General features: G+C 60.6%; 15 protein-coding genes and 1 pseudogene. 6 read left to right on the forward strand and 10 right to left on the reverse strand.

Annotated features, from left to right (window positions below):
- Positions 1 to 112: 112 nt before the first annotated feature.
- Both ACKAMS_RS10355 and ACKAMS_RS10360 read left to right on the forward strand, forming a co-directional pair.
- A complete protein-coding gene (locus ACKAMS_RS10355; protein ID WP_408988980.1) occupies positions 113 to 1,588 on the forward strand; it encodes an aldehyde dehydrogenase family protein in 1,476 nt (491 codons plus the stop codon).
- Positions 1,585 to 2,322 carry an SDR family oxidoreductase gene (locus tag ACKAMS_RS10360; protein ID WP_020971261.1) on the forward strand — a complete coding sequence of 246 codons (738 nt, stop codon included), beginning with the start codon at positions 1,585 to 1,587 and terminating at the stop codon, positions 2,320 to 2,322. The genes ACKAMS_RS10355 and ACKAMS_RS10360 overlap by 4 nt, the downstream gene beginning before the upstream one ends.
- A gap of 82 nt (positions 2,323 to 2,404) precedes the next feature.
- On the opposite strand, the gene ACKAMS_RS10365 is transcribed toward ACKAMS_RS10360, so the two are convergent.
- The gene (locus tag ACKAMS_RS10365; protein ID WP_019745937.1) at positions 2,405 to 3,046 is read right to left on the reverse strand and encodes a TetR/AcrR family transcriptional regulator; all 642 of its coding nucleotides are present in this window, start codon (positions 3,044 to 3,046) and stop codon (positions 2,405 to 2,407) included.
- 293 nt (positions 3,047 to 3,339) lie between these two features.
- Here ACKAMS_RS10365 and ACKAMS_RS10370 point away from each other — a divergent pair, with 293 nt between their 5' ends.
- The gene (locus tag ACKAMS_RS10370; protein ID WP_408988981.1) at positions 3,340 to 4,689 is read left to right on the forward strand and encodes a lipase family protein; all 1,350 of its coding nucleotides are present in this window, start codon (positions 3,340 to 3,342) and stop codon (positions 4,687 to 4,689) included.
- Positions 4,690 to 4,706: 17 nt separating this feature from the next.
- Here ACKAMS_RS10370 and ACKAMS_RS10375 read toward each other — a convergent pair whose 3' ends face one another.
- From ACKAMS_RS10375 to fepB, 5 genes are read right to left on the reverse strand one after another with little or no spacing between them, the layout of a single operon-like run.
- On the reverse strand, positions 4,707 to 5,549 hold the full coding sequence (locus ACKAMS_RS10375; protein ID WP_408988982.1) for a siderophore-interacting protein: 843 nt from the start codon (positions 5,547 to 5,549) through the stop codon (positions 4,707 to 4,709).
- A gap of 21 nt (positions 5,550 to 5,570) precedes the next feature.
- Positions 5,571 to 6,395 carry an ABC transporter ATP-binding protein gene (locus ACKAMS_RS10380; protein WP_408988983.1) on the reverse strand — a complete coding sequence of 275 codons (825 nt, stop codon included), beginning with the start codon at positions 6,393 to 6,395 and terminating at the stop codon, positions 5,571 to 5,573.
- Positions 6,396 to 6,418: 23 nt separating this feature from the next.
- Positions 6,419 to 7,468, reverse strand: a complete 1,050-nt coding sequence (locus ACKAMS_RS10385; RefSeq protein ID WP_408988984.1) for a FecCD family ABC transporter permease — start codon at positions 7,466 to 7,468, stop codon at positions 6,419 to 6,421.
- Positions 7,469 to 7,470: 2 nt separating this feature from the next.
- Positions 7,471 to 8,517: an iron ABC transporter permease gene (locus ACKAMS_RS10390; protein ID WP_244891438.1), complete on the reverse strand. Its 1,047-nt coding sequence runs from the start codon at positions 8,515 to 8,517 to the stop codon at positions 7,471 to 7,473.
- A 4-nt stretch (positions 8,518 to 8,521) separates the two neighbouring features.
- Positions 8,522 to 9,535 (reverse strand): Fe2+-enterobactin ABC transporter substrate-binding protein, encoded by a 1,014-nt coding sequence (gene fepB / locus ACKAMS_RS10395; protein WP_029256619.1) that lies wholly within the window; start codon positions 9,533 to 9,535, stop codon positions 8,522 to 8,524.
- A 103-nt stretch (positions 9,536 to 9,638) separates the two neighbouring features.
- Between fepB and ACKAMS_RS10400 the strand changes: the two genes are divergently transcribed.
- On the forward strand, positions 9,639 to 11,252 hold the full coding sequence (locus ACKAMS_RS10400; RefSeq protein WP_408988985.1) for a helix-turn-helix domain-containing protein: 1,614 nt from the start codon (positions 9,639 to 9,641) through the stop codon (positions 11,250 to 11,252).
- Here the strand turns inward: ACKAMS_RS10400 and ACKAMS_RS10405 are convergent.
- Positions 11,240 to 11,617 (reverse strand): VOC family protein, encoded by a 378-nt coding sequence (locus tag ACKAMS_RS10405; RefSeq protein WP_408988986.1) that lies wholly within the window; start codon positions 11,615 to 11,617, stop codon positions 11,240 to 11,242. The genes ACKAMS_RS10400 and ACKAMS_RS10405 overlap by 13 nt on opposite strands.
- 97 nt (positions 11,618 to 11,714) lie before the next feature.
- Here ACKAMS_RS10405 and ACKAMS_RS10410 point away from each other — a divergent pair, with 97 nt between their 5' ends.
- Positions 11,715 to 12,440 (forward strand): TetR/AcrR family transcriptional regulator, encoded by a 726-nt coding sequence (locus ACKAMS_RS10410; protein WP_408988987.1) that lies wholly within the window; start codon positions 11,715 to 11,717, stop codon positions 12,438 to 12,440.
- A 334-nt stretch (positions 12,441 to 12,774) separates the two neighbouring features.
- Complete coding sequence (locus tag ACKAMS_RS10415) at positions 12,775 to 13,011, forward strand: hypothetical protein (protein ID WP_020971272.1); 237 nt, start codon at positions 12,775 to 12,777, stop codon at positions 13,009 to 13,011.
- Between the two features lie 65 nt (positions 13,012 to 13,076).
- Here the strand turns inward: ACKAMS_RS10415 and ACKAMS_RS10420 are convergent, their stop codons facing one another.
- The 3 genes and pseudogenes from ACKAMS_RS10420 to ACKAMS_RS10430 form a co-directional block, all read right to left on the reverse strand.
- Positions 13,077 to 14,684, reverse strand: a complete 1,608-nt coding sequence (locus tag ACKAMS_RS10420; RefSeq protein ID WP_197941512.1) for a GTPase domain-containing protein — start codon at positions 14,682 to 14,684, stop codon at positions 13,077 to 13,079.
- Positions 14,681 to 17,824 (reverse strand): LeoA/HP0731 family dynamin-like GTPase, encoded by a 3,144-nt coding sequence (locus tag ACKAMS_RS10425; protein WP_408989048.1) that lies wholly within the window; start codon positions 17,822 to 17,824, stop codon positions 14,681 to 14,683. Before ACKAMS_RS10425 ends, ACKAMS_RS10420 begins: the two co-directional genes overlap by 4 nt.
- A 117-nt stretch (positions 17,825 to 17,941) precedes the next feature.
- Positions 17,942 to 18,514: pseudogene (locus ACKAMS_RS10430) on the reverse strand (GTPase); the annotation flags it as partial.
- Positions 18,515 to 18,667: the final 153 nt, after the last annotated feature.

The following is an 18,667-nucleotide window of genomic DNA, read 5'->3' on the forward strand; positions in this document are numbered from 1 at the left end:
CTAGCTGATCTTTCTGCTGACGCCATCCATGGGAGGCAAGGCGACCATCGACAAGTGTACGAAACGTACAGTACACTTTGTCGGTCAGTGATTGACCGATCTAGGAGGTTCCATGGAAGGTCAAGCAGTTCGTGAATACGGTGCGTTCATCAACGGAGCGTTCCGAGCCTTGGGCACATCCACATTCGAGGCCCGTGACGCCGTTTCCGGCGCTCCACTCGCCACACTGTCTCGGTGCGGGCCCACAGAGATCGACGACGCGGTCGAAGCCGCCAGGCGGGCGTTTCCTGCATGGGCGAACCTGACCGCTGAAGAACGATCCGACAATATCTTGCAGTTTGCCGCGCTCGTGGAGGATCGGGCCGAAGAGCTTGCCCAGCTCGAATGTATGGATACCGGGCGCCATATCAGGGAGATGCGCGAGGACTATCGAGCCGCCGTCTCACACCTGCGATACTTTGCGTCAATCTCGCTGGCCCACCATGGCTTCGGCCGCGAGTTGGCATCGGGATACCTGGTCGCGAAGCGAGTGCCATTGGGCGTATGTGGACAGATCATTCCCTGGAACGATCCCGTGGTAATGACGGCGTTCAAGATTGCACCTGCTCTCGCTGCGGGAAACACTGTGGTCCTCAAACCTGATGAAAATGCTTGCGTTTCCGTCATGGAGCTGGCCAGGATCGCCGCCGACGTGTTTCCCGCAGGCGTTTTCAATGTTGTCCCTGGTCTTGGTGAGGAAGCCGGCGCAGCGCTGATAGACCATCCGAAGGTCAGCAAACTCGCTTTCACCGGAAGCACCGAAGTCGGCCGACTCGTGGCACACGCCGCAGCCTCACGGCTGATCTCGACCACGCTCGAACTGGGCGGCAAGAGTCCCAGCATCGTGTTTCCTGATATTGAGGACATCGATGCAGTGGTCGCCGATGCCACCGCAGGTGTCCTCATGTGCAACGGCCAATCCTGCTTGGCCGGAACACGTCTCTTCATCCACGAGGATATCTATGACACCTTCGTGGAAAAACTCGTCGCAGGATTCCGATCATTGCGAGTCGGGCCGCCACTGAACGAGGACACCGAACTGAGCGGATTGATCCACCGGGAACACGCCGAACGTGTGATCTCCATGATCAAATCCGGGATCGACGAAAGCGCACAACTACTTACAGGCGGGGATCTGGTAGAAGTGCCGGGATTCGAAGCCGGAAACTTCGTCGCGCCGACGATTCTCGAGGTCACCAACTCGATGCGAATCGCACAGGACGAAATCTTCGGACCTGTCCTGTGCGTCCTCAGATGGAACAACTACGAGCACGTGATCGCAGAAGCCAATGACACTCCGTACGGTCTCGCTGCTGGGATCTATACCTCCAACCTGAAGAACGCGATGGAAACCGCGGATCGTCTTGATGCGGGCTGCGTCTGGATCAATCAGTATTTCAATCTGGGAGGCGGCGTCCCCTTCGGGGGATTCAAGGAAAGCGGTCTGGGGCGAGAGTTCTGCCTCGAGACGCTCAACGAATACACCCAACTCAAATCCATCACTGTCGCCACGTCGACGCCCACGACAAACCAAGGAAGCACAAATTGAAAATCTCGGGAAATACCATCTTCATTGCCGGCGGAACCTCCGGTATCGGCCTCGCACTTGCAGTGGGATTGCAGAACGAGGGGAACAAGGTAATCGTCGGAGGGCGTCGATCCGCTCTGCTGCAAGAGATCTCGGACAAGTACCCGGGCATCAGCACGGTCGTCATCGACGTGGACGACCCGAGATCCATTCGAACCGCACATGAATCCGTCACGGAGGACTTTCCCGATCTGAACGTCCTCGTGACGATGTCGGGAATCATGTACCCGGAAGACTTGAAGAACCCGGACTTCCTCGACATCGCCGAGAGAACCGTCACGACAAACCTTCTCGGAACAATTCGCTTGGCCGGCCAGTTCATCCCGCATCTGATGACTAAGCCCAATGCCACCATCGTCACCGTCTCATCCGCCGTCGGCTTCGTCCCACTGCCCGTCACGCCCACGTACAACGCGACAAAGGCGGCGGTTCATCTCTTCACCGAGAGCATGCGCGTACAACTCGCCGATACCTCGATCCAGTGCATCGAACTCATTCCGCCCGGAGTCCGCACCACACTGATGGGCCAGGAGAACTCGGAATCAGCTCTGCCTCTTGATGATTACATTGCCGAGACCATCGGCCTGCTGAAGGCGCACGACGACGCCACGGAAATCGTGGTCGACGCCGCCAAGCCGCTTCGCAATGCCGAGATCAACGGTGAGTACCAGCTAGTACTGAAGATGCTCAGCTGACACCCGAGTGCTGAGGCACATCGCAGTGCGGGGAGGGCAATTCGCCCTCCACCGCGCTGCAGATTCTCAACGGAGAACCCGTCTATGCACCACTGCGGAGTCCACGAACTGCGTGATCGATGATCGAGCGCACAGTGTTGTCGTCGATACCCGCGTGCCCGACCAACATCCGATAGATCAACGGCCCGAAGAACAGATCGATCGCTTCCTCGGTGTCGATGTCTTCGCGAAAGTAGCCGGAATCCACACACCGCCGAATCAGTTGGGCGAAACCTCGACGACGTTCGTCGAGGAAGAACGTGCGGAAGTATGCCGCCGTCGTCGGATCGTTGGCACACGCGCCGACAAGTTCGGCAAAGATCGACCCGAGTGGACCTCGGTAGAACTTTCCGATGTCACCTAGATAGTCGTTCAAATCGGCTTGCGCACTATCTGTCTCGGGAAATGACAGATGACGAGCCATGAGCACACCGAATGCTTCAGCAGCGATAGCTTGCCGCGACGGCCAGTGTCGATACAGAGTCACCTTACTGACACCGGATTGTTCGGAGATCGCATCGATGGTCGCGGCCTTCATTCCACCGGATTTCAGAAGAGCTTCTGCTGATCTGAGGGCCTTCTCGTGAGCCGCCTCACTACGTGCACCGCTCGGAGGAGTCAGCAATCCCGTCTCGGCATCACCCGATCCCCGAAACACGCCGTCATCGGGAGCGCGCTTACCCATGTCCACTCCTTAGTCCTTCAAGACCTTGCAGCACAGAGCATTTCCCGGCATCGGAGGACCCGGCACAGCCCAAGGCAGCAACTTGTCGCGATAGCTACTAGTCGTATCGTACACATGACGCCCTGGACCGAATCAGCCTGGTTACAACGACGAGCTCAATCCGATTGCGTCCGCGCATGATTCAAACAACCAGCGCAAGCCTCTCGTTTATTACTCAAAAGTAAGATAGCGTGTGGTCTTCATCACACCAGTCCGTCAAGTACCGAGAGACATACGAAACCGAAGGGTCGATCGTGGCATCGAGGATTCTCTTTCAGGGAGTGGTGGCGCTGACAGCCATTGCACTCACAGGCATCACAGCACCTACTGTCGCCGCGCAACCGTCGGCGGATTCCTTCTATCAGTACGACGGTTCGGCACCGCTGTCGTCGTATCAGCCTGGGGCCGTTCTCAAAACGAGAACCTTGCCCTATCACGTCGTCAACATTCCTACCCCGTTGCAAGCCGTGCAGGTGTTGTACCGGTCGACCGACGCTCTCGGCCGGCCGTCTGCGAATGTCACGTCGATTCTTCGACCACCCAATGCCCAGCCGGACAAAGTTGTCTCGTTCCAGTCGGCCTACGATTCGCTGAACCCGGAAGACGGTCCGTCACGAGCTGTCGCGGGGGACACCCCGATCGGCAGCCTGACCGCCAGCGGACGGAACGTCGCCTTCGGCGGGACTCTCGCTTCCGGCGAAGCTGCCATGTTCGGTCCCCTACTGGCACTGGGCTACACCGTCGTCATTCCCGACACCGAAGGGCCGAACGCAGACTTCGCGGCGGGACCCGAATACGGAATGATGACTCTCGACTCTCTTCGCGCCGCCCGTAACACTCCCGAGACAGGTATTGCCGACTCAGCCGAGATCGGCCTGATGGGATACTCGGGCGGAGCAATCGCCACCAACTGGGCGTCCATCCTCGCTCCGGACTACGCCCCGGACATCAACGAGGACCTGATCGGCGCCGCCCAGGGTGGACTGTTGGTCAACCCGGCGAACAACCTCCGGTACGCAAACGGAAGCATCGGCTGGGCAGGCGTTGTCGGGATGGCAGTTGTCGGACTTGCCCGTGCCTACGACATAGATTTCGATCCGTATCTCGGCGATCGCGGGCGCGAACTCCTACCTCGCATCGAGGATGCCTCGATCGGGAACGTCATCCTGCAGTACCCGGGGGTGACCTGGCAGGACCTTGCCAAACCAGAGTATGCGAACCCCAACTCGGTGCCCGAGTACGTCCACGTCGCCAACAAAATCAACATGGGCAACGCGCCGATACCCACCATCCCTATGTTCATCGCTCAAGCCGCAAACGGAGCCCTCGAGGGCACCCAGCCAGGTGGACCCGGCGTCGGCCCTGGCGACGGAGTCATGGTTGCCGGGGACGTCCGCACACTCGCCACTCGTTATTGCGACGCAGGTTTGTCCATCCAGTACGACCAGTACGACACCATCAGTCACGTTCCCGGTGGCGCTCTTTGGCTCCCCGGCGCCATCACCTGGCTCAACGACCGTTTCAACGGGAATCCGGCGCCGAACAACTGCTCGAACATCGCACCAGGCAATTCACTGGTGCCGGAAGAACACGCGGCGGGTTGAAGTATCCAACCGCCGGGTCAGATACCGATTGCCAGATCGTCGATATCCGCGAGCGTGCCGCCGTTTTCGAGGATGCTCGTGTAGTTCTGAAGTCGGTTCTGATCTATCTCGGTGGTGCTGACTCCGCGCTTCCAGTACCCGAAGACAACCACGTCATCCTTCTCCAGGCCGACAGTCTTACGGAAATGCGCTCGAATGGCTCGCATCTCGTCCCGTTCCCCGGCACCCCACACCGCATAGTCTCCTGGGTTCTCGAGCTCGAGGGCATATTCGGCGAGGCGATCTTCGACATGATGCAATTCGAGGCCGGGGATCACGGGCAGTTCCGCGAAAGCCTCGGCGTCACCGGTGGCGACCCAACCGACACCGGTCACACCCTCGGGCCACTGAAGCAGAATCGAATAGAGGGCAGGTATCGCAGTGTCGTCGGCAAACAGTGCGACGCGGCGACCAGCGATCTCGGGAACGAGGAAGTGCGGGCGAGGGCCGGTGAGCGAGAACGTGTCACCCACACGACGGTCGTCGGCCCACCGCATCATCGGGCCGGTGTGACCGTGCAGCACGACGTCGAAGGTCATCGAACCGCTCGACGCATCGAATGTGCGCACCGTGTAGACACGCGAGACGTCGTCGTACTGCGGACCTAGCTGGATGCGGAATGCGACGTTGGGACGCAACCAATTCGGGTCGTCCGCCGATGAAGTCAGCTGGCCGGTGATGCGCAAGATGCTCTCGGTCGGACGTTCGACGCTTTCGACGACGGCAACCACGTCGTTGAGACCGCGGTCGTGATCTTCGCCGCGTGGCGCCTTTGCCGACGCAGAGGTTTCAGTTTCTTCAGGTCGAGATGCGGTAGTCATTGATATCTCCTGATCGATGGTTCAGTTGTGGACGGGTAGCTGGCTGGCAGGTCTTCGATCACGCGGAACAACAAGTGGCCGTCCGGTTTCGGGGTCTTCGAGGACCAGAGCCTCGAGGTCGAACACTTCACGCAGCAACTCAGGGGTGAAGACGTCCGAGGCACTGCCCTGCATGACGATTTTTCCGGACCGCATGGCAACTACGTGCGTGGCATATCGAGCCGCGAGGTTCAGGTCGTGCAGGACCGCGACCAACGTTCGACCAGACTGGTGCAGTTGGGAACAGAGGTCGAGAACCTCGATCTGGTGGGCAATGTCGAGAAAGGTGGTCGGTTCGTCGAGCAACAACACCGGGGTGCGCTGCGCGAGTGTCATGGCGATCCATACCCGCTGCCGTTGTCCACCGCTCAGTTCGTCCACCAATTGATCTGCTGCATTGCGCATTCCGACCTCGGCAAGCGCTTCGGCGACAACACGCTCGTCTTCGGGTGACCATTGGCGCAGCATGCTCTGGTACGGATATCGGCCGCGAGCCACGAGGTCTGCCACGGTGATCGCTCCGGGTGAGAGCGGAGACTGCGGCAGCAGAGCGATGCGCCGAGCCACTTCCTTGGTGCGGTAGGACCGAATGTCGTTACCGTCGAGCAGAACCCGACCCGATCGCGGCGCGAGCATTCTGCCGAGCGCACGCAACAACGTCGACTTGCCGCACCCGTTCGGTCCGACGACCACGGTGAAACCGCCGTCGGGGATCTCGAGACTCAACTCGTCCACGATGGTTCGATCGGCGTACCGGAGCTCGATCTTCTCGGCCTGTAGCCGCGATAACGGAGTAGCTGTAGTCATGAATCTCTTTCGTAGCAAGGTTTTCAGGCCTGACGGGCCAGCAGCCAGATCAGATAGGCACCGCCGAGCAGACTGGTGACAAGACCGACCGGAGTTCGGAGACCGACGTCGACCGCTTGGGCAATCAAGTCAGCGCCCGCCAACAGAACCGCGCCGAGCAGGAAGGAGGTCGCGACAAGAACACCGCTGCGCCGAGCCAACCGTCGTGCGATCTGGGGAGCTGCGAGCGCCACAAAGGCGATCGGACCGGTAGCTGCAGTCGCTGCTCCGGTGAGCGCGACCGCAAGCAGGATGCCGGCGAATCGGTATCGCTCCACGGAGATTCCGAGCGAAGATGCTGCGTCGTCGCCCATTTCCATCATGGTGACGCGCCTGGACACCACGACGAGAGCAGGAACGAGAACACCGACGGCGATCGCAACGCTGATCGCGTGTGGCCAACCGCGCCCGGTCAGCGAACCGGCCGTCCACTGCTGCACCACGGTGGCGTCGTCGATATCCGCGCGTACCACCAGGAACGACATCACGGCGCTCAGCATCGCCCCAACTCCGATGCCGACCAGGACGAGTCGAAGACCGCCGCTGACTCCGTCTTTGCGTGCCAGCGCGTACACGAGCAATGCAGTCAGCATGCCGCCGAGAACAACAGCGCCCGCGGTCTGGAGTACCCCGCCGCCGAAGAACACGATCTGCACCACCGCCGCCGTCGCAGCACCGGTGGTGAAACCGATGATGTCCGGCGAGCCGAGAACATTGCGCGAAAGCGTCTGGAAAACCGCGCCGGCCACACCGAGGCTTCCACCCACCCCGATCGCGGTGATCAGCCGTGGAAGCCGGCGATTCTGGACGGACCGAACCGCCGCTGGGGTGCCTTCGCCGTTCAGAGCGCGCCACACGTCACCCAAGGACAGGTCCAAAGTTCCGTACATCAGCGTGGCAAACGAGAGCGCCGCCAATGCCGCGCTGATTGATATGGCAACGAACAGCACTCGTGGGACTATTCGCCACGACCACGACCCGATTCGAACCACCCAACCGCGAAAGAGCGGTGGGACCGGCTGCGCTGCAATCATGTTCACAGTGACGCCACCCGCCGTGAACGAACGAGCGCGACAAACAACGGTCCGCCGAGCACAGCCACCGCGATCCCCGTCTGCAGATCTCCCGGCGCGGTGACAACGCGACCGAGCACGTCGGCCAAGAGAAGAAACGCCGGCGCGACGACGAGCACGCACGGCAGAAGAAGACGCAGGTCCGGTCCGACCACGCCGCGCACGATGTGCGGCGCAGCCAGCCCCACGAATCCGAGTGGGCCTGCCGCCGCGGTGGCCGCCCCCGCGAGCAGGATGACTGCTACAGCGGATCCGGCCCGGGCGGGACCAGTGCGGGCGCCGAGCCCTTTGGCGACGTCCTCACCAAGAGCAATCGCATTGAGTGGACGAATCAGCAACAACGACAACACGATACCGATCGCGATGAAGGGAAGAACGGTGACGATCACGTCTCCGCCGCGCCCCTGCAACGAACCCACTGCCCAGAATCGGAACTGATTGAAGGCAGCCTCATTGCTGATGAGAACCATGCTGGTGAGCGCCGTGATCGCCGTTGCCACAGCGGCACCGGCGAGCGCCATGCGCGCTGGGGTCGCGGCGCTGCGATGCGCAGACCCCAACATGTACACACCGACCGAGGCAACGGCCGCGCCGGCGAGCGCGAACCACAGATAACCGCCGACCGAAGTCACCCCCAGATAGGCAATCGCAATCACGACTGCCGCTGATGCTCCGGCGTTCACACCCAGTAGCCCCGGATCGGCCAGTGGGTTGCGGGTGATCGACTGCATCAGCGCGCCGGCCAGTCCGAGCGCAGCCCCGACCACCAGCCCGAGAATTGTTCGGGGCAAGCGTGATCCGATCACAACGAGGTGTTCGTTGTTGCCGGCGTCGTAGGAAAGGATCGCGTCGAGCACGGTGGCGACGGGGATGTTGCGAGAGCCGAGTACCAGCCCACCAACGGACGCCAGCACGATCACGACCACGGAGGCCACGACCAACAACCCCGCACGCGCGGCTGTCCCGGACCGCAGCGGTGCTTCGGTCCGGGACTGTGAAGAAGCGCTCACGCCGTCATTCACCGAACGTGGACACCAGCGACTCGACTGTCTGCTTGGCACTGAAGTAGTCGAGGCGGAAAGCCGCCGTTCCCATCGCGTAGACCCGATCACCCTTGACAGCAGGTTGATTGGCGAGAAGCGGATCGGCAGCAAGTTGCTTCTCCACATCCTTGGGTCCCATCGAGACGGCAAACAGCGTCTGTGAGCCGTCAAGGGCGGCAGACATGTTCTCGGAGCTGACGATCGCGACGCCGGAGGCGCCCCGCTTGTCCGGGGCGACAAACTGCTCAGCGGGCTCGGCATAGGTGAAGCCGAGCGAGGTCAGCAGATTGCCCTGTGGGCTGTCGGCCCGGAACGTCCAGACACCGTCGGCACCCATGTAGACCAGCGCCGTCACCGGCTGCTCGGGAAGTTTGATCTTCCCGGCCTGCGTCGTCACCCAGCTGTCGTACTCGTCGACGGTCTTGTCTGCCTCGCTCTCGAGTCCGGTGACAGTCCCCAGCTGATCTGCGAGCTCCTCCCAGGAGCTGGCGCCGTAGTCGAGAAGAACGGTGGGTGCGATGTCGCTCAGCTGCGCGTAGGCGTCGAGCGTCGAGTCACCTCCGTTGGCGGACCCGATGATCAGATCGGGTTCGAACATCTCGATCGCGTCGAGGTTCAGCTCGAGATTTCGGTAGAGAACCTCGACTCCACGATCAGCTGCCACCTCCGACCACTGGGAGAAGAACCCCTGGTCATCGGTCATTCCCGACGGCGTTGTTGCCGCGCTGGCGACGACCGGCGCACCGATTGCAAGCAGCGTGCCGGTCAACGACGGCGAGGTGGACACGATTCGGGTCGGCTTCGAGGTGATCTCGGTACTGCGATCGCCGTGATCGACGGTGCGCGGCCATCCCTCGGCAGAACCTGAGGTTTTCTGGGTGTCCTCGGTTCCGGTATCGCTATCTGACGAGCTGGAGCAGCCGGCAAGAGCGAGGGCGACGACCGCGGCGAGTATTGCCGCCGTCGGGCGAAGTGATCTGCGCATGAGTATGGCTTTCTGAAGGTACGAGAGTGCGCCGCTGCGAACGCAGACAGCAGAGGTAAAGTTAGCCATACTTAAGTAGCAAGGGTTGTCCAGGAGCGCCAACGTGTTACCACTATCAGAGCCGGACGCGATCGGTTTGGCGCCGGTCCGTGCGAGCGCCACCGAGCCCAGCACCGCCCGCTCGCCGCTGTTGTTCTGGGTTCTTGCAGGCAGCGGACGCGTCAGAGTCGGATCGACGGTCCACGAGATACCAGCTGGCGAATCGCTGTGGATCCCGGCGGGTGCGCGATACGCAATGGAGACGGACTCGGATTCCGTCGCGTTTCCCATCCTGCTTCCGCCTTCGAACGGCGTCAGCGCCGGGCCGGCTACCGTGACGCGCCTGCGCGTTCCGCCCGGATGGGAAGACAGACTGATCCACGAGTTCGTTCACAACCTGGGCTATCTGCGCGGCGACGCTGCACACCCGTCGTCCTTGTTCGAGATGATCGCCCGGGCTGACGACGGGGCCACCTCGCTGCCGCGATTGCCGCAGTCACGGGAAGCGTTCGAGATCGCGCACGCCCTTTTGCGAACGCCTGGCACCGACGACACCGAGGGACAATTCGCGAAGCGTGCCGGGATCAGCATTCGAACGCTCCAGCGGTACTTCGTGGAAGAAACCGGCCTCACCTTCACGCGCTGGCGGCTACGAACTCGGATCGCCGCCTCGCTGGAGTATCTGAAGCAGGACCGCGAGATCGGTTGGATTGCAAACGAAGTCGGCTTCGAAACAGGAAGCGGATGCACCCGCGCGTTCCGGGCCCAGATGGGAGAGAGCCCGAGCGACTACCGTCGACGGGCCCTCTCCGGTCCAACCGATCGCAGCGTGGACACCGACAACGATCAAGCATTGGTCCGCATGCTCGCAGAGCCCAGGCAGCCCGGAGAAACTGCGCCGCCGATACCGGCCAACGCGACGTGGCCGCGCGTCAACGGCGCCCACGTCGCAGTGTGGGTTTACCGAGGCCAAGCCCGGGTGGACGTCGCGGACCGCAGCTGGGAACTGCGCACCGGCGAGGCCATGATTCTGCCTGCAGGCGTCCTCAATACCGTCACGGTTCCGACGGGTTCACTGCTGCTACCGCTCGGCTTCCGCTCCTCGAACGGGTCGACCGTATCTGCCGACGCCCTCGAGACCGTGCAGTTCTCCCCCGATGACGAATTGGCATTGCTGCACACTTTCGTCGCCGCCTACACACCCTTGCGCCCGCGTGGCCACGACAGCGCCACAGCATTCGACATCATCGCCACCGGCCCTCTCGCACAATCGGTTTCGAACGGGTCTGCCACCGATTCGATTGCCACACGACTGGCAGCGACAATCGCCGCCCGACCGGCCGACCCTCGCACTCTGGACGAGTGGGCGCAAGAGTTCGGTACCGACGCGGCCAGGCTGCGCCGGGAGTTCCGTATCGAGACCGGCACTACGTATCCGCAATGGCGATCGCTTTCACGGATGACCCAGGCACGCACCCAACTCCAACTCGGGGTTGCACCCGGAACGGTGTCGAGGAACCTGGGTTACGCGCACTTGCCCGCATTCAGCCGAGCGTTTCGCACTGCGCACGGGATCTCACCGCAGCGCTTCCAAGCTCAGTCCGTCGAACGCGCCCTCTGGTTACGTTCTGTGCCGCGCGCCGCCGAGCCGAGCGCTCGGGTTCTTCACACCCACTGAACGAGCTGCCACACAATGCCGTTGGGATCGACGAACTGGCAGTAGCGCTCGCCCCACGGTTCGGTCTCCGGCTCTGTGACGACGGAGGCACCTTCGGCAGCGATGCGGGCGAACTCGGCGTCGATGTCATCGACCACGAATGCGATGAGCATGCCTTGCCCGGCCGAACCTGCGACGAAGTCCGGCTTGAACGTACCGAGACCGGTGCGCAGGAAGACCACGTTGACCCCGGCATCCGGATGATTCAGAGAAACGAATCCATCGTCGGCCATGGCCTCGGTGAAGCCGAAATGGGTTTTCGCGAAGTGGGCCGACGCGTCCGTGTCGGCAACGTTCAAGGACAGAGCAGTGCTGGTGATTTTCATCGTGGCCTCCATGATCATAAACCTTGTGCAGTGCATACAGTATGCACCGTATAAGGTATACCACTGTTGAGGTATTCCCGATTTCTGGAGACGGCTGATGGCACGCGAACTGATCGACCTACTGTGGCGCGATCACCCCCTCGCACCGAAGGGTGGAGCCCGCGGCCCTCGCGCGAAGGTCACCACTTCACAGGCGGTCGACGTCGCTCTCGCCCTCGCGGACATGGAAGGGCTGGACGCGGTGACGGTGCGCCGATTGGCCGCCGAGCTCGGAATCTCGGGCATGGCGGTGTACACCCACGTCGGGTCCCGTGACGATCTCCTGGTGCTCATGGTCGACACCGTGCGCAGCAACAGTCCGCGCCTGTCGTACGGGAACATGACGTGGCACAAGCGCGTGCGCCGGGTAGCCGAGGAGGAACTTGCCCTCTACTCGGAGCACTGGTGGCTCCTGGACATCACCGATCAGCGCTCCGCGTTGGGTCCGGGAACTATCGCGAAGTACGACCACGAACTACACGCGTTCGACGGCACCGGGCTGAGCGACATCGAGCGGGATTCCGCGCTGACGTTTGTCGCCGACTTCGCCCGGTCCTCGGCGCAAGCACGGCGCCCCGACCCCCGAGCGGCCGACATGGCCGAGGTGTGGTCGTCCTGGAACCAGCGTCTGGCTGCCTATCTCGGCGACAACTTCCCGCTGGCGCAGCGAGTCGGAGGAGCGGCCGGCGAAGCCAAGAACACCCCGTACAGCCCCGAGGCAGCGTGGAAATTCGGGCTGGACCGGGTCCTCGACGCCCTGGAAGGTCTTGTTCACATCGAATGACATTCCTGCAATTCGAAACCGCGAGAGCTGTTGCACGCCTATGAGAATCAATCGACCCGAGAGGTACGGGGTTCCAGTGAGCTTCTGATCGAGATTCCGCTGCGCGACGCAACCAGCTAGCCCCGACTTCAGCGGCATATATCCACGGAGAAGGGGTAGACGAGTAGATACCGGCGGCACATCGACTCAACTCCAGGCGTGGTGGACAATGTTTCTCAGCGACCAGTCAATTCGTCATCACACCCGCCGTTTCGGTGCAGCTCTGTCGCCTTCTCACAAATGGCCTCCCCCGACCGAAACACAGCGCGTCGCACGCTGGAGTGAGAGGTCGGAGATGCTCGGCGCGCTGTCAGTACTCCTGTTCTGGGCTTTCGGCTTCGGCATCCTTCTGGGTGCGGGCGCGATTACAACAGGAATCTTTGCGCTCCGACGTCGCCCGAAGAAGTCTGGCGGGCATCTGCTCTCGAATGCCCGCCAGCTGCCGTGGGATGCAATAGTCGGCCTCTTCACCGGCGTCATCGGTCTTGCCCTGAGCGGTTGGTTCTTCGTCGTGGTCCTACCCAACATGTAGCTCGACCTAGAACCCGCCGAAGAGATTGCCGCGCCCGCTAGCTGCTCGTCTCGAGGTGGATTCGCCTACAACAAACCCTCGCCCTCGGATATCGCGGACTCCAACTTTGCGATCGAATCACGAAGCCCTTCAGATAGTTCTGCATGCGCACCGGCATCGTCGATTTCGTTCCGAACTTCGGAAATAGCTTCACTCCACGAATCGAGTGCAATTGCGCTCACCGCGGCGGTCAACTTACTCCGCTGCTCGTCCCGTGACTTCTGCTCCTGCGAAGCAACTGCCCGATTCATGCGAACTTCGTCAATCCAAGCGGCGATTTGAACAACTATCGGCAACAGGAAGGCGGCAATATCGGCGCCGTCGCTCAACGACCACGCATTCGGCTCAGAGCGTCGACCGGCCGAGCCACGATTTGTGCCTTTCCCGAAAGATGCTCCCTTTTGGACTCGCTCGAAGTCGCGCAAGCGTCTGATCAACAACGCTCCAACCATGCTGACATGGGGGGCAAAAGCGGTGAGTTGGATCGCAGCAGCGGGTTCCTTGCTGTCGTCGATCTTCGCCACGAGCCCTTCAAGCTTTCCCCAAGACGGCTGATTTCGTTGGCGCTCCGCCGATTTCCCGACGTCCTGACGCAATCGATCCAGTTCGCGTTGGTGTTTACCGAACCAATCGACAAGCGTGGGCCTTAGGGCCGCAACCACTTCCGATTGGTCCAGCACTCCGCTTTCTACGACCCTTCGGGTAGCTTCACCCAACGCACCGCGTAGGTCGTCTTTGGCTGCGGAGTCGGCACTTTCGAGTGCGACAAGTGATTGACGACGACGACCCGCTGTCGCGTCGGCCTGAGCAGCAAGCGGGGCACAAGCATCCAGCTGAGTTCTCAGCTCAGCGACAATTCTGACAACCGTTTGGCGCCAGTACCGTCGCTCCGTCGACGCTCTCAGCGCAGCAAAGTCAGATGCCGCGACTCTCTTGATCGCCGCAGAGAGAGCATCCATGCCGTCCCACTGACGTGAGTCGTCCCAAACCTCAGCATCGACGTCCCTCGTCGATCCCGCCATCTGAGCAAAATCTTGGGCGACAACAAAAATGGGATACGCGGCCGACAACTCCAACGATTCCGATAGTTCCACGGTCTTTCGAGACGCCAGTTGCCTGTACCCCGCGAGATCATCATCCGGATCGATCCCCGCTTCGTCGAACCTGGAGATTGAGAACCAAAGACTATCGGAGGTCCATCCACTTCTGACGATCTCACGAAGAGCCTGATGTTCGCCGGTTGCCAATTGCGTTGTGACGGTGATAATTGCAATATCGGTTAAGTCTATCGCCTCGGTTGCACGCTGCGTGTTCATCACGCCCCGCGCATCTTTCGCCCCAATTGCCAGACCCGGGGTGTCCCTCAAAACGACGCCTGCCAGCTCTACACTATTGACATCGAATGTCTCGTGCCGAGCGCTAATTGTCAGCCAATCCGGCACCCTCACTTCACTATCCACCAACAGACGTCGGAGAAGCGAGCTCTTGCCGGTGTCATACGATCCGAAAATCGTAATCACAGGCGCATCGATCGAGGCGAATTGCTGCCATTGTTCGGCATAGTTCTCTGCGAGTGAACCACCCGGCAGGCTCGCCAGCCATTCGTTGACCTTCAGCACATCGATGTCGTTCATTCACCGCTCCGTTCGCATGCACGCAGATTTTCAGCCTGGGACAGTAACCGTTCGACCTTCGAGAGCGTATCCATCAGCGCGCGTTCTTCGTCGGCCGCGACTAGTCGCTGACTCTCGAGCAACTTCGTATATTCGGATAAAGACGCTGCAGAGGCACGAATGAGCGGTATCGGCCCGTCCTCTTCTACGCCGTTCAGTACTTGATGCACGAGATCGGCTGCGGCCTCGTCGATAACCCCCGCCGCCTCACGCCTTTGCTCCTCACGAGCATTCGTTGAGAGTTCGCCCTTTACCATCGCGTGTGCATCGGCAGCCACTCCGGCTGCGGCCAGGATCGGGGCAACCTTCGCGACCCTGCCGGCGGCTTTCACAGCTCCCCAAGGCTTGAACTTCACCCCGATGCCCTTGCCGATGGCGTAAATCGTGTCGCGATTCGCGATCGCTCTCACAAATGCAGAACCGCCCTTGGCCGCCCCCGCAGCTATGTTCCCCGCATCCACCACCATAAATTCTGATTCGGGATCCTCGGCTCGGTGCCTCACCGTCGTAAAGGCAAGCGCATCCATTTCACGCCCGATTGTCGACGCGTGCGTACGGAACCAAGTCTCGATTTCTTGTTGAGCTTTGATCATGAACTGATCGATATCAGAGTCGAGGTCGCTGTTCGCCCACAACGCGTTCAATGCGGCAGGAATGTCCTCGACACCCCCACGATCCTGTTCAACCGCATAAACCGTGTACCGATTCGCATAGGGCTCGACGACTCGATGCGCATCCTGCCGAAGCGACTTCTCCAGTAGCTCAGAATCCTGCTCGCAGTTTCGAATTGACTGTTCCAGCGAGGTTCGGGCCGTCTCTTCACCCCGCACCTCTGCAACCTTCTGCTCAATTCGATTGCGCCCCTGCAGCATCATATTCAACGCTGTATCGAGCTGTGCTCCGCTCACACCGGCACTCCCCGATTTTCTCGAGTAAGAGTCGAGCATCCTTACGAGTGGTTCGACACCGTCCCAGTCGCGGTGCTGCGCGTAATCTTCGCGACTCACGTCCGTCCGCGCGCCGATCTCTCCAAACGGATCACCGGAGAGCACGTGAACCTGGTTCGCGTTCACCTCGATCCCACATGAACCCAACGCCGCAATGAGTTCTGCCTTCTTGCGATCCTTCAGCAGAAGGAAGTCTTCCGGTGCGGCGGTGGGATCGACGCCCAACTCATCAGATCGATTGATCAGGTAGATCATTCGAGTATCTTTAGCGACAGTCTCGCGTGTCCCTTCGACAATCCCTTGGAGGAGGGTCATGTCGCCGATGAGCAAGTTGACGTGCAATACGACGAGTACAAGCGCAGCCTCGCCGGCAGATTTCAACGCCAAGGCGTCGTGTTCGCGATTGCCACTCTGAAACCCTGGCGTATCGAGCAACTGGATATGTCCGAGGTCGTAACGCTCAACCGCACTTGTCGCCGCACCACCCCGTACACGGAGGTTCGCAGGAACCTGACCGCTCATCTCCACCAACAAACGTTTGATCAGACTGGACTTCCCCGAGCTGTAGTCACCCAGCACGACGATGGCCGGCTTGATTGCTACCTGGCTGTGCGAAGCACCCGGCATCTGCGCATCAAGGACGGTCGCGTCCTCGATCTCTCGGATCAGTTCGGCGACAGACGAATCAGAGGGTAGGTCCCATGCTTTCAAAAGTGCCTGCTTCAGGTTCGACAGATCCACGTTGTCCCGTTCTACGAAGACCGGAAGTCGTTCCGTCTCAACCGCATTCTTGTCCAGGGATCCGGACTCGAACCAATCTTCACCCAACCAGACTTTACGTCCGGATACGGAGCCCCTCGCATCTGCTCCGGAAGCCCCACCCTCGCCCGGCGGCAGCGCCGAATGGTCGGCCAGGACGCGTGCTTGCGCACGTTCCAAAACCGATTTTGCATCTATCGCCAGCGGAAGCGACTCCGATGCCTGACGGAGGCGAGCTGCCAGATGACCTGCGTCCTTCCGATCCTTTCGCAACGCAAGTGCTTCGCCCAGCAGTTCTGACAGAACGGGCTCTGCCACTTGCCAAGACAGATCTCGTCCATGCTCGCGCAGTTCCTGCGCGATCCGATCGTAAGTCCGATGAACTGCAGATCTGGATTGCCGCCCGAAATCGAATCTTGCCAGAGCGCCCTGCTTTTCAGTGCTTGCGGCGACCCGTTCGCCGATGTAGCGACCGGCTTGGGATGCGCCACCCAACCCGACTGCAACGGCCGCCCCCGCCCAACCAACAGGATTCCAGACGTTCGCGACGGCTGGAACGAAGATGGCACCCGCCGCACCACCGGCGGCCATCCCGGCGATCTTCATGGACCTGGCCAGGTTCGACTTCATCCGACCTGCATGGCCATCCAAGGTCGCCGAATCGGTCGACGATTCGGTGATGTCGGGCGCCTCGTCGATGCTCGCCAGCTTCAGTTCCCTCATCAGGAATGCTGCCTTCGAGTTCCAAACCGTCACAACTGCCGCTTGGATGTCGTTCATCGCGAAAACTGTATTACTGAACAATTCGTCGTCGATTGAGTTGCCACTCTCGAAAACAGTGGCTGCCAGTTCGTCTGATTTCGCGATAGAAGCTTCACGAAGTCCCGACAGGTGCGATTTGATCAGATGGCTCATATGTCGATCGAGCGCGCCTTCGGGAGTTGCTGTGAACGTCTGTCCACGCGTGTCTTCCAAAGCGGACAGGAGATCCAGACCATCATCACGGCCGAGATACTTTGCTCGCTCATCGCCGTCTATATACCCCAAGACGTCCAGGAGTTGGTCGATCTGGCGCTCCGCGGCAGCAACTCTTGGTTCTATGCCCGCAATCATTCGCTCGAGCCTGTCGGCCGTCAGGTCAAGCACACCACGGAAGCCCTCGCGCAGCGAGGTTTGCCGTAGCTCGGCACCACCCTCGACTATCGACGCAGCGAGTAGTTCTTCCAGCACCCCGAAGTTCGACCAGTGGGTGAGGTATTCCACGCCAAATTGCTCACGATCCGACAGAAAATTCCGTCCCGCAGGGCCTTTGAACGGAGTACTCGCGCGACCGAACAATGCCCGGCGGCTTTGAACTGCAACGATCGGGGCGAATGGAAGATCAATCTTGGCCAACTCTGTTGCGATCGAATCGACATGCTCTCGAACTGCGCGAGACAGCGATTGGCGCGCAGATTGGCTCGCTACCTTGGCGGGGTGTCGCCAGCGGAGGTTGCGAACGTTCAATACCGCCACGGCTGGCTTTCCGTACGCACGCACCCACTGAGCGACTTTCGTGAACTCCGAATCTTGCTGACTCTGGCTGTCGAAGCACAAGAGAACCACGTCTGCAATCTCGACGGCTCGCCTTGCGGTTTCCTCGAGATCAACCCTCGACTGAGTGCGCCCCCATCCATTTATCCCGGGCGTATCCCATAACCGGCAGCTATTCCATGCGATCTCTGTGACGTCGGTGGTCCAATCGCTTTCACCAGGTGAGACATAGCCACCATCGAGCCCACCGAACGCTGAGAGCAACGTGCTCTTTCCAGCTCCGGTTCTGCCGAAAAATGCAATGTTGAATGTCGATAACACACGGCGCTGGTCAGCTAAGTGAGTGCGAAGGCTGCGCTCGAACCCGTCTGCGATTTCGGCAAGCTCAGGGCTGAGAACTGCTCCCGATGTGGCCGCGGAATGTGCTCCGGCAGGCAGTGCAAACTGTTCGACCAGAGAGCTGATCAAGGCGTCGAGTTCTTCCAATTCTCGATTGCCACTACCGACGGCTCGTTCCACTGCGTGTTGCAGCGCCACTCCAGCATCGACCATTCCTGACCCTTTCGCGGGTTGTTCTTCCTATCGGAAAGGCATCCGGAACTCCGCATTGCAGTTCGCTTGGATTCGGTTCGAATAGCTGACGCAATGCGGGAACCGAAGTTCTGCACTGACGGACAATCACTATGACTAACCAACCGCCAACAA

Source organism: Rhodococcus sp. 5A-K4 (assembly GCF_046097995.1).
Lineage (GTDB): Bacteria > Actinomycetota > Actinomycetes > Mycobacteriales > Mycobacteriaceae > Rhodococcus_F > Rhodococcus_F erythropolis.